The organism is Rhodococcus sp. IC4_135 (assembly GCF_011602025.1).
Lineage (GTDB): Bacteria > Actinomycetota > Actinomycetes > Mycobacteriales > Mycobacteriaceae > Rhodococcus_F > Rhodococcus_F baikonurensis.
Genome location: NZ_JAAOLG010000010.1, coordinates 1 through 12,787, shown reverse-complemented (window position 1 = coordinate 12,787; position 12,787 = coordinate 1). Strand labels below are relative to the sequence as shown.

Genomic DNA, 12,787 nt, shown 5'->3' with positions numbered 1-12,787 from the left:
GGCGCGAACTCTAACCGAGGCTCGAGATGAAGGCTCGCACTTCGGACACGAATCGTGTCGGATCCTCCACGAACGGTCCGTGATTGCAGCCTTCCCAGTACGACGCCTGGGACTTGGGAATCAGTTCCTCGGCGTGCTTACCTGCGCTCACGTCGACGACGGAGTCCTCGGTTCCGTGCAGAACGAGGACCGGGATGTCGAGGCTGCGGAGCAACTCGTCGTGACCGACGGCACGATTGAACAGTGCTGCGCGCACCCGCGGACGCGTCGAGAGGCTGTACCCGAACAAGGCCTGCGACGCTGCGCCCTTGCCCTCGGGTGGGCCGGTGAGCGCGTTGCCGAAGGCACCGAGAGCCCGGATCGCCTCGCGGGGATCTTCGGACATCGCGCCGGGAACCGCACTCCGCATCGCCGAGCCGACCTTGCCGCCCTTCTCACCGCGACCGATGCTGGTGATCGCACCGACCAGAACCGCACCCGCCACCGCACCGGTTCCGTGTGCTGCCAGGTAATCGCAGATCACCAGTCCGCCGTACGACCAGCCGAGCAGGATCGCGTTCTCGGTGACGTCTTCTGCCGCGAGAACGGCCGCGACGTCGCCGGCCCAGTTCGCGGAGTCGTCGTATCCGGATTCAGGCGCATCGGAGTAACCGTGGCCGCGCAGATCGACGGCGATCAGGCGGTAGTCCGCGGCGAGGTCCGCGAGGACCTGCTCACCCCAGCACTGCGACGACTGAGCCCAGCCGTGCAGCAGCACCAGCGGGGTCCCAGCCGAATTTCCGGTTACTCGATAGACGATGGACGTGCCGTCGACGCTGACGGCTTCACGAATAGACATGCCGTCACGATAGAGGCTGCGACTGCGGCGCCGACGGCGAGCATGTAGGCCGACGGGACGCCGTAACGATCGATCAGCTGTCCGGCCAGCGCAGACCCGAGCGCCACGCCGACGCCGAGGCCGGTGACCGTCAGGGTCATTCCCTCCGTGAGCTTTTCCGGGGGGACGATCTGCTCGACCAAGGCCGTCGCGATGATGAGGGTCGGAGCAATGGTCGCGCCCGCGAGCACATATGCACCCGCCAGTGCGGCCACGTTGCCGACGAGGAGAAGGGGGACGCTGAGAACGGCGACCGCCGAGGACGCGATCATCAGCTGACCGCGCAGCGATCGCGCCGGGTGCATCGACCCGAAGATCAGTCCCGCGATTCCCGAACCGCCGGCGAACAGCGCAAGGACCAGCGTCGCGGATCCCGGCGAATTCTGTTCCTCGGTGAACGCGATGGCACCGACGTCGATGACGCCGAAGATCGTTCCGAGCATCACCATGATCACGATGACGATCCACATCACGTGGTTACCGAGAACCGATCGTCCGCGGCCGGGTCGACGCGGGTGCACCTTCGGTTCGGTTCCACGTTGAATGACCAACAGCAAGGTCCCGGTCACCAGCAGAATCAGTCCCGCCAGCGGTCCCGCTTCGGGAAAGAGTCCGATACTCAGGCCCACCGAGATGACCGGGCCCGCCACGAAACAGAGTTCGTCCACCACCGATTCGAAGGCGAAGGCGGTGCGCAGCTGAGGTTTTCCGACGTAGATCGCGACCCACCTGGCGCGGATCATCGCCCCGATCGTCGGGGTGGCGCCACCGGGGACGACCAGAACGAAAAGCAGCCAGTCAGGAGCTTCCATCCGTACGGCGAGCAAGAGCGCCCCGATCGCGGTGACGCTCACGGCTGCGGCAATCGGCAGGACCGCTCGCTGCCCGTAGCGGTCGACCGCACGCGAGACGGCGGGCGCGATGATCGCAGACGACAGCGCGAAAACCGCGGCGAGCGCGCCGGCGAGCGCGTAGTCACCACGAAGTTGCGAGATCATCGTCACGATTCCGATGCCGATCATGGCGATCGGCAGCCTTGCGACAAATCCGGCGGCCGAGAAGGCGACCGATCCGGGGGCGGCAAAGATCTCGCGGTAGGCGCTCAACAGGCCTTTGTTGGTGGATTCGCTCATGTCAGCTTCTCGTGCACTGAACAAGGTTCACAGAGCCGAGGCCGACTCGACAAATCGTTTTCACTGTGCGCTCGGGTTGACCTGTCGGTAACTTGCCTTACGATTGCGCGAATGAGTGTCCTGGTGTGTTTCCACGCCCATCCCGATGACGAAGTTTTCACTACGGGCGGCGTGATGAGAATGGCCGCCGACGCAGGTCACCGCGTCGTAGTCGTCACCGCTACCGACGGTGCTCTCGGTGAATTCCCCGACGGCCTGTTGGACGAATACGAGACGTTGGCTCAGCGCCGCAGCCGTGAACTCGAGGCGTCCACCGACGCGTTGGGCGCCAATCGCGTCGTGTCCCTGCACTACCCGGATTCGGGGATGGTGGGTACGCCCGAGAACGAGAATCCGGAAGCGTTCTGCAACGTCGACGTCGAGAAGGCCGCCGAGCGTCTGGCCGAGGTACTTCGTGAAGAGAACGCCGATGTCCTGACCATCTACGACCCCAACGGCGGATACGGGCACCCGGATCACATCCAGGTCCACCACGTCGGCGTCCGGGCGGCCGAACTCGCAGGCACGCCGTTCGTCTACGAGGCGTCCACCAACCGCGATCACATGAAGATGCTGATGCAGGCCAACCCCGAGTGGACCGAGGAGGCGCAGCCGCCGGACATCGAATCGTTCGGGCTTCCGGCAGATCAACTCACCACCGCCGTCGACGTCAGTTCGGTGATCTCGTCCAAGCGCGCGGCCATGTACGCGCACGCAACGCAGGTCGGCGATTTCGGCCCGTTCCTCGAAATGCCGACGGAGCAGCTCGCCGCGGCATTCGGCACCGAGTGGTTCCGTCGCCGCAACGCGCCCGAGGGACTGTCCGAAACCGCCCTTCCCCTCTGAGCCACCGCCCTCGATAAACCGAAGTCCCGACGGAGGTTTCGGCGGCTCGTTACCATCGGTAGGCATGGACCTCGAACAACTTGTCGCGAGCATGCCTTTTGCAGTTCACACCGGAATTCAGTTGGACAGCGCGGCCCCCGAACAAGTTGTCGGCCATCTGGATTGGGACAGCCACCGCACCACCGCCGGCAACGGAATGCACGGCGGCGCCTTGATGACGCTGGCAGACAGCGTCGGCGCCGTCTGTGCGTTCCTCAATCTTCCGCCCGGTGCAAGCACTTCCACCACCAGTTCGTCGACCGTCTTCACACGCGGGGTCCGCAAGGGCACGGTCACCGCAACCGCCCGCCCTTTGCATGCGGGGCGCAGCACCATCGCGGTCGTGACCGAGATTCGCGACGACGAAGGCCGCCTCGTCGCTCAGGTCACCGCATCACAGGCAGTACTGGGACCGTGAAACTTCCCGCGTACCGCGCTTCAGGCGCCACCCTGCCGTACGGCAATCTGCTTGCCTCCCATGACGTTGCAATGGAGGGTTACTTCTGGCGATTCACGATGCCAGCCAGCGGACGGGTGGTGATCGCGCTCGCCGGTATCAACAAGTCCGACAGTGGCAACTGGTCGACGCTCGGTCTCGCGGCGCATCCGGGCGGATTTCTCCGTACCGCCGAACATCCGCGTGGATCGGCGGATCCCCGCACACTGGGGGCCTACGCCGACAACGTTTTCCGCGGTAACGCCGATCGACTGCAGGTCGATTTCGGCGACAGCCACCTCGACGTGCGGATCAGCAATCAGCGATTCTGGCCGCACCGCCGCTTCGGCGGATCGAGCTACTTCCAATCAGTTCCCGCGCTCAATCAGTACTGGCATCCGTGGCTGCTCGGCGGCCGGGTCGAGGGAAGCGCCGTCATCGACGGACAGAGCTGGGATCTCACCGGAGCGCAGGTGTACGCCGAGAAAAACTGGGGAAAGGGAGGATTCCCGGAATCCTGGTGGTGGGGACAGGCACAGGGGTTCACCGATCCTCGAGCCTGCGTGGCGTTTGCCGGCGGACAGGTCAGCGCCGGGCCTCTGCGCACCGAAGTCACCGCCGTCGTTGCTGCGCTACCGGACGGAACGGTATTGCGGCTGGGCAATCCACTGACGTCACAGGTGGAGACAACCGTGTCCGACGACCGCTGGACGCTTCGGGGTTACAGCAGGAAGTGGAGCGTCGACATCGACGGGACCGCGCCCATCGCCGACGCACACATACTTCCTGTTCCGATACCCGCCGAGCGCCGAAACGTGCCCGGAGCGCTCGAGCATCTCGGTGGAACCATGTCCGTCATCGTCCGACGACGCGGAACCATCGTCTGGAAGGACAGGTCCCGATTGGCCGCTCTCGAGCACGGCGGATTGGATCGGGCGCAGGCCGAACTCACTCGGCGGGAACAGCTCTCGCAAGATCGATGAGAGCTGAGGCCGCCGGATTCTTGCCGCCGGAAGCACGCCAGACCAATTCCAGCCGAGACCGCGCTTCCGGTTCGAGATCGATCCGATGCAACTCCCCCACTGCCGACTCGGGAATCACGGCCATTCCCAACCCCTGAGCGGCCAAGGACACGATGATGCCGAGGTTGCTTGCCTCGAGTGCCACCGTCGGCTTCGTGCCGGCCGCGGCACACGCGAAGTCCAGACACGTTCTGATTCCGGTTCCCTCCGGCAGGCAGATGACCGATCGCGTGGCGAGCTCGGCAAACGGCAGAGCCGACACCTCGGCCAGCGGATGATCCGCTGCCACTCCGGCTACCAGTCGCTCGTCGGTGATCACCCTCGATTCGAGCCCTTCCGGCAGTTCGCCCGCCACCCCGATGACGGCTATGTCGAAGGTTCCGTCCAACACTCCGGCAAGCAAGCTGCGCGAGTCGTCCTCGGACAGGGAGATGTCCAGACCGGGGTGTTTGTTGTGCAACCGACTGAGCAGGTCGGTCAGGTCGGCAGACGCGCATGCAGTGACCATCCCCACCGCTACCGAGCCCCGCACCAGTCCGTTCAGGGCGTCGACGACATCTCGGGTGCTCTGAACGGACGCAAGCACAGCGTGGGCATGTGGGAGGACAGCTCGCCCGGCCTCGGTCAGACGAACGGTTCGACCACTCCGATCGAGCAATTCCTGACCCAGCTCACGTTCCAGCCTTTTGACCTGCGCACTCACACCCGGCTGCGCTACGTGAAGCCGCTCGGCGGCGCGAGTGAAGTTGGCTTCCTCCACTACCGTGACGAAGTATTCGAGCTGCCGAAGTTCCATAACTGATAATTCTAGCTTCGAGACAAACTAGATCTTGGACTTATCGTCGGCAGACTCGCAAGATGGAAGACATGACAACAACACATGAAGCTCAGAAGGCCGAAACCCCGGAAGACATCGCCCGATTGTTCGTCCAGTTCGCGAACGCCGGAGATGCGGACGCCGTCGCCGGACTCTACGAGGAAAACGCCGTGATGGCGTTTCCACCCGGGTCACTCACTGTGGGAAGGACGGCCATCCGAGACGTCATTTCTCAGATGCTGGCCGCAGCACCGACATTCACCGTCGAGGAAGCGCTACCCACGGTAATCAGCGGCGACCTCGCCATGACCTCGACCAAACCTTCCGACGGGACCGGCGGACGCACTCAGGTGGCACGCCGCCAGCCCGACGGTTCGTGGTTGCGGGTGCTCGATCGTCCGGAACTCTGACTGCCCTCTTCGCAGTCAGATGGCCGAAGCACGCCGCATTGCCGCCGCAGGATCGGCGAACAAGGAACTCAGCGACACGACGGTGGACGCGTATTCCTGAACCCGATTGCCGAACCCGGTAATCCGAATGTCCTTACGCTCCAACGAGGATGCCGTCGAGAAGGCCTCGGCGACGTGCGGCACGCCGGCCGGGTAGTCGGTGAAGGCCTGGCCGCCGAGGATCACCCGATCCGGATTGAACAGGTCACGCAACATCGCCACCGTTCGCCCGAGGACACGTGCTCGATCAACCAGAAGTTCGTGCGCCGGAATGGAACCCGCCGACGCAGCACGGTAGACATCCGCGATCGTCACACGCTCACTGCCCTGGATCACTGCGCCCGAAGACAGTGCCTGCGCGACGACAGCGCGGTCGCTGATCGTCGCTTCCAAGCAACCCACCGCACCGCAGGTGCACCGTGCCGACGAACCGGTGGGGAGGTGTGCGATCGAGCCTGGCCCACTGGACGGCGTGTGCACTCGCCCTTCGAAAGTGATTGCGATACCGGCAGTCTCGCGGGCATAGAAGTAGAGCCCGGTGGTTCCCGGCGTCGGGGCCTCGGCGCGGTCGGTGCTGAGCAGAAGTTCCGACGCCGCCATCGCCTCGACGTGGGCGGCAACCGAAACGGGAAGGTCCAAGCCGGCTCCGATGATGGATCCGACTTTGGCGCCCTTCCACCCCAGGCGCGCGTGGTCGACTACTCCGGTAGCCGAATCGACGCGACCGCCGATGGCCACCCCGACCGCGAGCGGACGACGCTTGTGCCACCGCGAGGCGAACGATTTGGCCGAGCGCGCAATGGTGGCAAGCGCGACAGCGGAGTTGGTGGCGGGCGTCGGGATCTCGACGGCGCCGAGCACCTTGCCACGAATGTCGCTGGCGATGATGCTGGTGACGACGGCACCGATGTGGATGCCGACGGTCAGGTACGGCTCGTGATTGACCTCGAACGGAACTCGCGGACGCCCAATGGCACCGGAAGCTGTCAGGTCTGCGCGTTCGCGCAGGATCCCGAGGTCCAGCAGGCTCGTGACCTGCCGGTTCACGGTGGCAATACTCAGCCCGGACGCTTTGGCCGCGGTATCGCGAGAGAGCGGTCCGCGGGATCGAGCAATGCGCAACACCGTCGCGGACGGACCGTCGGCAATGCGCAGCTCCGGCGCAACTATCTGGGTTCGGGTCCGGGTTCCCGAGAGCGCGGTTCGCGATCGGATGTTCGGAATGGCGGAGATTGTGGGTGTCGACATGGCTGTCCCTTGCAGAAGGAGGAGAAGGCGCACATCTCTGCCGACCGAGAACTCAGCGTTTCCACTGGTCATACGAAGGAATAGACAGAAAAGGCGCAGAAATTAGCTGCAGAAAGAACGGCGGCGACAACACAGCTCTCGCGCCAGAGGCAGACGCGAACCAAGCGCAGCGGTCACATAGGTGACCCGCAAAGCGGCAGGCTGGTCGGTCGACATGGCTCCAAAAGTAGCAGCTTCACCGAGATTCACAAATCAGGTGCGGTAACGATCACACTGAACGCAACCCTGTCGTGGCGAAATCTCGCGTGTTTGGGTGGGCACACTCCCCACGAAAGGTGCACCATGTCTACAGCTTTCGCCAAGCCGACTCTCACGAACACGGCATCAACGAACGGGGTGGCTGCTGACGCCGCTCGCGGCACTGTCACCACCCTCGGCGCGCATATCGGCGCCCGAATCGACGGAATCACTCTCGGCGGGCACCTCGACCCGGCGACGGTCTCACTCATCCGACAGGCCCTTCTCGAGCACAAGGTGATCTTCTTCCGCGGGCAGGACCACCTCGACAACGATTCGCAGTACGAGTTCGCCCAGCTACTGGGCACCCCGACCACTGCCCACCCCACGGTGAAGTCGCACGGCGCAAAAGTTCTGCCCATCGATTCGGACCTGGGCAAGGCCAACAGCTGGCACACCGACGTCACCTTCGTCGATCGCATCCCCAAGGCCTCGATCCTGCGTGCGGTGCAGCTCCCCGAGTACGGCGGTTCCACCACGTGGGCGTCGGGAGTAGCCGCGTACAACGGACTGCCGGATCCGCTCAAGGCGCTCGCGGAGAACCTCTGGGCCCGTCACACGAACGTCTACGACTACGCGGCCACAAGCGCCGAGCGGCTCACCGAAGATCGCACGGCCGCCTACCGCGAGGAGTTCCAGTCCACGTACTTCGAGACGGAACACCCGGTGGTGCGTGTCCACCCCGAAACCGGAGAGCGCACGCTCGTCCTCGGGCATTTTGTCAAGAACTTCGTCGGGTTGAGCACCGAACAGTCGAACGGTGTGTTCAAGCTCTTGCAGGATCACGCCATCAAGCTCGAGTACACGACGCGATGGAACTGGGCGGCGGGTGACGTCGCGATCTGGGACAACCGCGCCACCCAGCATTACGCGATCGCCGACTACGACGACCAGTACCGCCGTCTGGAGCGCATCACACTTGCCGGTGACATTCCGGTCAACATCCACGGGGAACGAAGCCGGAGCATAGCCGGCGACGCTTCCGAATACTCGGTTATCGAAGGTGCCTCGACCAACTCATGACGCACGCAGATTCCGCCCTTCCGCCGCATGCCCGCGGCTACGAAGGCTTCGAAGGTCGAATCGGCCGCACTGCAGCCGATTCGACCCCGTCGTGGCCCACCGCCACGGCCCCGGCTCCCGGCTCACCCAACATCGTCGTGGTTCTGATCGACGACATGGGATACAGCGACATCGGGCCGTTCGGCTCCGAGATCGAGACTCCGACCCTCGATCGCCTTGCTGCGCAGGGTATTCGAATGACCAACTATCACACGACGCCCCTCTGCTCGCCGTCGCGCGCCGCTCTTCTCACCGGCCTCAATCCGCACCGCGCCGGATACGGATTCGTCGCCAACGCCGATCCGGGATACCCCGGACTGCGCCTGGAATTGGCCGACGACGTACAGACACTCCCCGAAATCCTCCGCGGCGCGGGCTATGCCACCTATGCGGTGGGCAAGTGGCATCTCGTGCGCGACGCAAACCTCGCCCCGGGACGAAGTCGTGACTCCTGGCCGACTCAGCGCGGATTCGATCGCTACTACGGCTCTCTCGAAGGACTGAACTCCTTCTACTACCCCAATCAACTGATCTCCGACAATTCAGTGGTCGACGTCGACGAGTATCCCGAGGGCTACTACCTCACCGACGATCTGACCGACAAGGCCGTCGGGTACATCAAGGACCTTCGCGCCCACGATCAGGACAAGCCGTTCTTCCTTTACTTCGCACACGTCGCCATGCACGGACCGTTGCAGGCCAAGCCCGCCGATCAGGCGAAATACCGTGGTCGATACGACGAGGGCTGGGATCGAATCCGCGAGTCGCGGTTCGCCTCTCAACTCCTGCAAGGACTCTTTCCGGAGGGGACACGGCAGGCACCACGAAACTCCGAACCCGGTTTCGACGTGCCCGAATGGGATTCGCTCACGCCGGAGGTGCGGTCTCGGTTCGCCCGCTACATGGAGGTGTACGCGGCGATGGTCGACTCGATCGATCAGAGCGTCGGACGCATTGTCGACACCCTGGACGAACTGGGCGAGCTCGACAACACGATCATCGTCTTCACCTCGGACAACGGCGGCACCGCCGAGGGCGGTTCGGACGGGACTCGAAGCTACTTCGCGCAGTTCGCGCATATCCAGGATCCAGACTGGGTCGGCGATGTCCCCCACGACGAATCCCTCATCGGCGGACCTGAATTGGGCGTGCACTATCCACGTGGATGGGGGCAGACGTCCAACACCCCCTTCCGGTTCTACAAAGGGCAATCCTTTGCCGGTGGAATCCGTGTTCCCTTCCTCCTGTCCTGGCCCGCGGGACTGAAACCCGAAGCGGGCGACAACGGGATCCGCGACCAGTTCGCGTATGTCACCGACCTGACGCCGACGCTTCTCGAACTGGCCGGAATCGAAACCCCAACCGTGCGAAACGGGCTTCCTGTCAAGGAGTTCGACGGCGCGTCGAGCGCGCCGGTTCTGCGTTCACCCACCGCTCCGAGTACCCACACCGAGCAGTACACCGAGGTGACCGGAATCCGCGGCTACTACAAGGACGGATGGAAACTGCTGGCGCTCGCTCCAGCTGACATCGACAAACCGCACTGGCAATTGTTCGACGTCCGAACCGACCCGACCGAGCTCGACGACCTCGCATCACGGTTTCCCGACAAGGTTCGCGAACTCGCCGAGGCCTGGGACCACTCGGCGTGGGCGAACACCGTATTTCCACTGCTCGGCAACACCGTCGGCGCGGTCCGCCGTCCAGAGGAAGAGGCGCTCTCACACCCGGTGCGACTACTTGCCGGAACGCCTCCACTCGAGCGCTACCGCTCATCCAAACTGATCGGGTTCCGTGACTTCGACATCACGATCGAACTCGACGGCTACCGCGAAGGCGACGCCGGTGTCCTTGTTGCCCATGGTGATCCGCAGGGTGGATATCTTCTGTACGTCGAGGACGGGCACCTGCATCTCGGGTACAACGCGTTCGGTTCCTACTCCGTGGTCGATGCGGGCCCGTTGGCGGTCGGCACCAAGCGCATCGACGTGTCCGTGACGGTGGTACCGCGGTTGCGCTGGGACCTCCACGTCAGCGTCGACGGCGTCCACGCCGGTCAACTGCTGGGTCAGGTACAACTGGTCGGGATGGCGCCGTGGACCGGCATCTCGGTCGGGGTCGACGCCCGAGGGCCTGTGTCGTGGGAAGTACGACGACGCCACGGACCATTCCGGTACAGCGGCGCGCTGCGCGCCGTCACCTACACCCCCGGCCCGGTCAAGGTGCCGCGTCGTCACATCGAATCCATCGAACGGGAAGCAGAGTATGCCGCCGACTAGCCCTACGATTGCGTCATGACCATTTCTTCCGATGCCCGCATCGCCGTAGTCACCGGAGCCAGCTCCGGAATCGGTGAGGCCACCGCCCGCACCCTGGCAGCTCAGGGATTCCATGTCGTGATCGGTGCTCGCCGCGTCGATCGTCTCGAGAAGATCGCCGAGGAGATCGGTGGTACCGCGCTCGAACTCGACGTCACCGACGAGGATTCCGTCGACGCATTTGCCGCCGTGGTCCCCCGTGTCGACGTGCTGGTCAACAACGCCGGTGGTGCGAAGGGCCTGGCGACGGTCCTGGACGCCGATCTGGACGACTGGCGATGGATGTGGGAGACCAATGTCCTGGGCACGTTGCGTGTGACGAAAACACTGCTGCCCAAACTGATCGATTCGGGTGACGGTCTGGTCGTGACCATCACCTCGGTAGCAGCGCTGGAGGCATACGACAACGGATCGGGCTACACCACAGCCAAGCACGCTCAAGCCGTCCTTCATCGGACATTGCGCGGTGAACTCTTGGGTAAGCCCGTTCGTCTGACCGAAATCGCGCCCGGAGCAGTGGAGACCGAATTCTCACTCGTCCGGTTCGAAGGTGATCAGGACAAGGCCGACAAGGTGTACGAGGGAATCACACCGTTGGTGGCGCAGGACATCGCCGAGATCATCGGTTTCGTCGCCTCCAGGCCGTCACACGTGAACCTCGATCAGATCGTCGTCAAGCCGCGGGATCAGGCAAGCCCCGGTCGGTTCCACCGCACCACCAGCTAGTTCGAACAACTCTGGCTAACCAGTCCGAATCGCCCGGTGCAGGACGAGGCCGAGATTGCGTGCAATCTCGGCCTCCGTCATTTCCGCGGAAGCGCTGCGGGCACTCACGGTTTCACCGGCGGTGATGATGTACCGACCGTCACCGGCATAGTCGTACCAGTGGAAAGTCATGCCGTCGTCGGTCGGCCTGCTGTCGACGGCTCCGCCCGGATATACAGTGACTTCACCGATCGAGGTCCGCTCTGGGCCGAAGATCCTGCTCACTTCCTCACTCGCTCGCGCACCGTCGACACTGCGCAGAAAACCCTGTTTACCATTAGGTTTCGACGTTTCGATGCTCACCCCACGCTCCGATCCGGCGGGGCAGGTCGGCAGGTGATCGACGAGCATCCGTGGAATTGCCGATGGCCGTGCCACGGTGAGAACCACGTCGGAGCCACAGTCGACAGTCCTGCCGGGCAGTTGAGCCAGGAGCACACCCAGGTCGCCGGCGACAGCACCGTGCAATCGCGTCGCCGTGCTCATTCTCTGTCCGTGAAAACCGGAAACCTCCACGCGAGCATCAGGATTCGCAAGAACACCGAGAACGTGATGCAGCCGATCGTCGAGTACGCAAGACAGGTGCGCTCCCGCTCGACGACGCTGCGCTGTCAGCTCGTCCATGGTTTCGGCCGCCGGACGAAATCGCAGCGGGTACGGGAGTCGGTCGCGTCCGATCGCTTCCCAGAGGATCGAGAATTCGAGGCCGGTGAACTGCCACCGCGTGGTCGTCATTCGCCCAACACCGCCGGAGAGACCATGGGCAGGTCGCCGATCAGGGCGTTGCCGTTCTCGACCGTGACGAGGTAGCCGGGGGTGTCGTGAACGTTGTCTTCGTCGTGTCCTTGTCCGCGTCCCGGTGCCATGCCGCCGACGCCACCCATCGCGCCCCGACCGCTCTGCGCGCCCGACGCCGAGGTACCGCCAGTTCCGTTGACGCCCCCACGTCCGCCACCGGCGAGGCCGCCGGAGCCGCCGGAGCCGCCAGGCCCGAGAGCGCCACCTCCGGTTCCGACAGGCCCGAAGCCGCCGGTACCGATTCCACCTGCGGAACCACCACCCGAACCGCTACCCATGAGGCCTGAAGGCACTCCGGAACCGAGCTGGGCACCATTCGGAGTTGCACCTGCCAGGCCACCTGGCAATGCACCGGACGGCAGTGGGCCGGCATGTGCCGCGGCAGTCCCGGCCGGGCCGGAATCGTTTGCGAACCGGGCAGCATCGGCACCCGAATTCCCTTGAGCATCAACGCCGCTACGGTTGTCACCACGTTCGGAAGCGGTGCCGGATGGGTTCTGACCGGAACCGTCTCCGGCCGGGTTTGCACCGCCGGAGTTTCCACCGTCCGCTCCTCCACCAACTCCGCCACCCGATGTAAATGGCGCGCCGAGTCCGTTCCCCGAACCCGACGTGTTCCCGCCGCCGGAACCACCGCCACC

At 64.2% G+C, this 12,787-nt stretch carries 12 protein-coding genes and 1 pseudogene; 7 read left to right on the top strand and 6 right to left on the bottom strand.

Translation table 11 applies throughout. The features are described from left to right. Window positions 1-10 precede the first annotated feature (10 nt). Both G8767_RS18700 and G8767_RS18695 read right to left on the bottom strand, forming a co-directional pair. Window positions 11-838 (bottom strand): alpha/beta hydrolase, encoded by an 828-nt coding sequence (locus tag G8767_RS18700; RefSeq protein ID WP_166811132.1) that lies wholly within the window; start codon window positions 836-838, stop codon window positions 11-13. Then, entirely contained in the window at window positions 784-2,010 is a 1,227-nt protein-coding gene (locus tag G8767_RS18695; protein WP_166811129.1) for an MFS transporter, read from the bottom strand. Before G8767_RS18695 ends, G8767_RS18700 begins: the two co-directional genes overlap by 55 nt. A gap of 111 nt (window positions 2,011-2,121) precedes the next feature. Here G8767_RS18695 and G8767_RS18690 point away from each other — a divergent pair, with 111 nt between their 5' ends. The 3 genes from G8767_RS18690 (at window position 2,122) to G8767_RS18680 (ending at window position 4,353) form a co-directional block, all read left to right on the top strand. Beyond that, complete coding sequence (locus tag G8767_RS18690; protein ID WP_019744397.1) at window positions 2,122-2,895, top strand: PIG-L family deacetylase; 774 nt, start codon at window positions 2,122-2,124, stop codon at window positions 2,893-2,895. Between the two features lie 64 nt (window positions 2,896-2,959). Then, complete coding sequence (locus G8767_RS18685) at window positions 2,960-3,352, top strand: PaaI family thioesterase (protein WP_042452984.1); 393 nt, start codon at window positions 2,960-2,962, stop codon at window positions 3,350-3,352. Next, window positions 3,349-4,353, top strand: a complete 1,005-nt coding sequence (locus G8767_RS18680) for a tocopherol cyclase family protein (protein WP_166811127.1) — start codon at window positions 3,349-3,351, stop codon at window positions 4,351-4,353. Before G8767_RS18685 ends, G8767_RS18680 begins: the two co-directional genes overlap by 4 nt. Here G8767_RS18680 and G8767_RS18675 read toward each other — a convergent pair. Continuing rightward, window positions 4,319-5,188 carry a LysR family transcriptional regulator gene (locus tag G8767_RS18675; protein ID WP_124568175.1) on the bottom strand — a complete coding sequence of 290 codons (870 nt, stop codon included), beginning with the start codon at window positions 5,186-5,188 and terminating at the stop codon, window positions 4,319-4,321. The genes G8767_RS18680 and G8767_RS18675 overlap by 35 nt on opposite strands. 71 nt (window positions 5,189-5,259) lie before the next feature. Between G8767_RS18675 and G8767_RS18670 the strand changes: the two genes are divergently transcribed. Beyond that, window positions 5,260-5,619, top strand: a complete 360-nt coding sequence (locus G8767_RS18670) for a nuclear transport factor 2 family protein (protein ID WP_166811125.1) — start codon at window positions 5,260-5,262, stop codon at window positions 5,617-5,619. 15 nt (window positions 5,620-5,634) lie between these two features. Here the strand turns inward: G8767_RS18670 and G8767_RS18665 are convergent, their stop codons facing one another. Next, window positions 5,635-6,906: an ROK family protein gene (locus G8767_RS18665; protein WP_095970487.1), complete on the bottom strand. Its 1,272-nt coding sequence runs from the start codon at window positions 6,904-6,906 to the stop codon at window positions 5,635-5,637. 342 nt (window positions 6,907-7,248) lie between these two features. Between G8767_RS18665 and G8767_RS18660 the strand changes: the two genes are divergently transcribed. Genes G8767_RS18660 through G8767_RS18650 form a run of 3 tightly spaced genes read left to right on the top strand, consistent with a single transcriptional unit; the run spans window position 7,249 to window position 11,309 of the window. Further along, the gene (locus G8767_RS18660) at window positions 7,249-8,226 is read left to right on the top strand and encodes a TauD/TfdA family dioxygenase (RefSeq protein ID WP_166811123.1); all 978 of its coding nucleotides are present in this window, start codon (window positions 7,249-7,251) and stop codon (window positions 8,224-8,226) included. Continuing rightward, window positions 8,223-10,544 (top strand): arylsulfatase, encoded by a 2,322-nt coding sequence (locus G8767_RS18655; protein WP_166811121.1) that lies wholly within the window; start codon window positions 8,223-8,225, stop codon window positions 10,542-10,544. The genes G8767_RS18660 and G8767_RS18655 overlap by 4 nt, the downstream gene beginning before the upstream one ends. A gap of 15 nt (window positions 10,545-10,559) precedes the next feature. After that, entirely contained in the window at window positions 10,560-11,309 is a 750-nt protein-coding gene (locus G8767_RS18650; protein ID WP_166811119.1) for an SDR family NAD(P)-dependent oxidoreductase, read from the top strand. A 15-nt stretch (window positions 11,310-11,324) separates the two neighbouring features. Here G8767_RS18650 and G8767_RS18645 read toward each other — a convergent pair whose 3' ends face one another. Further along, a complete protein-coding gene (locus G8767_RS18645) occupies window positions 11,325-12,083 on the bottom strand; it encodes an ESX secretion-associated protein EspG (RefSeq protein ID WP_166811117.1) in 759 nt (252 codons plus the stop codon). After that, window positions 12,080-12,787 (bottom strand): annotated as a pseudogene (locus G8767_RS18640) (hypothetical protein); the annotation flags it as partial. The pseudogene G8767_RS18640 and the gene G8767_RS18645, both read right to left, overlap by 4 nt.

Bases quoted from the DNA above. Each gene is read 5' to 3' on its own strand.
- G8767_RS18670 (WP_166811125.1), top strand. From the start codon at position 5,260: ATGACAACAACACATGAAGCTCAGAAGGCCGAAACCCCGGAAGACATC.
- G8767_RS18645 (WP_166811117.1), bottom strand. From the start codon at position 12,083: ATGACGACCACGCGGTGGCAGTTCACCGGCCTCGAATTCTCGATCCTC.
- G8767_RS18690 (WP_019744397.1), top strand. From the start codon at position 2,122: ATGAGTGTCCTGGTGTGTTTCCACGCCCATCCCGATGACGAAGTTTTC.
- G8767_RS18650 (WP_166811119.1), top strand. From the start codon at position 10,560: ATGACCATTTCTTCCGATGCCCGCATCGCCGTAGTCACCGGAGCCAGC.
- G8767_RS18695 (WP_166811129.1), bottom strand. From the start codon at position 2,010: ATGAGCGAATCCACCAACAAAGGCCTGTTGAGCGCCTACCGCGAGATC.
- G8767_RS18700 (WP_166811132.1), bottom strand. From the start codon at position 838: ATGTCTATTCGTGAAGCCGTCAGCGTCGACGGCACGTCCATCGTCTAT.
- G8767_RS18685 (WP_042452984.1), top strand. From the start codon at position 2,960: ATGGACCTCGAACAACTTGTCGCGAGCATGCCTTTTGCAGTTCACACC.
- G8767_RS18675 (WP_124568175.1), bottom strand. From the start codon at position 5,188: ATGGAACTTCGGCAGCTCGAATACTTCGTCACGGTAGTGGAGGAAGCC.
- G8767_RS18665 (WP_095970487.1), bottom strand. From the start codon at position 6,906: ATGTCGACACCCACAATCTCCGCCATTCCGAACATCCGATCGCGAACC.
- G8767_RS18655 (WP_166811121.1), top strand. From the start codon at position 8,223: ATGACGCACGCAGATTCCGCCCTTCCGCCGCATGCCCGCGGCTACGAA.
- G8767_RS18660 (WP_166811123.1), top strand. From the start codon at position 7,249: ATGTCTACAGCTTTCGCCAAGCCGACTCTCACGAACACGGCATCAACG.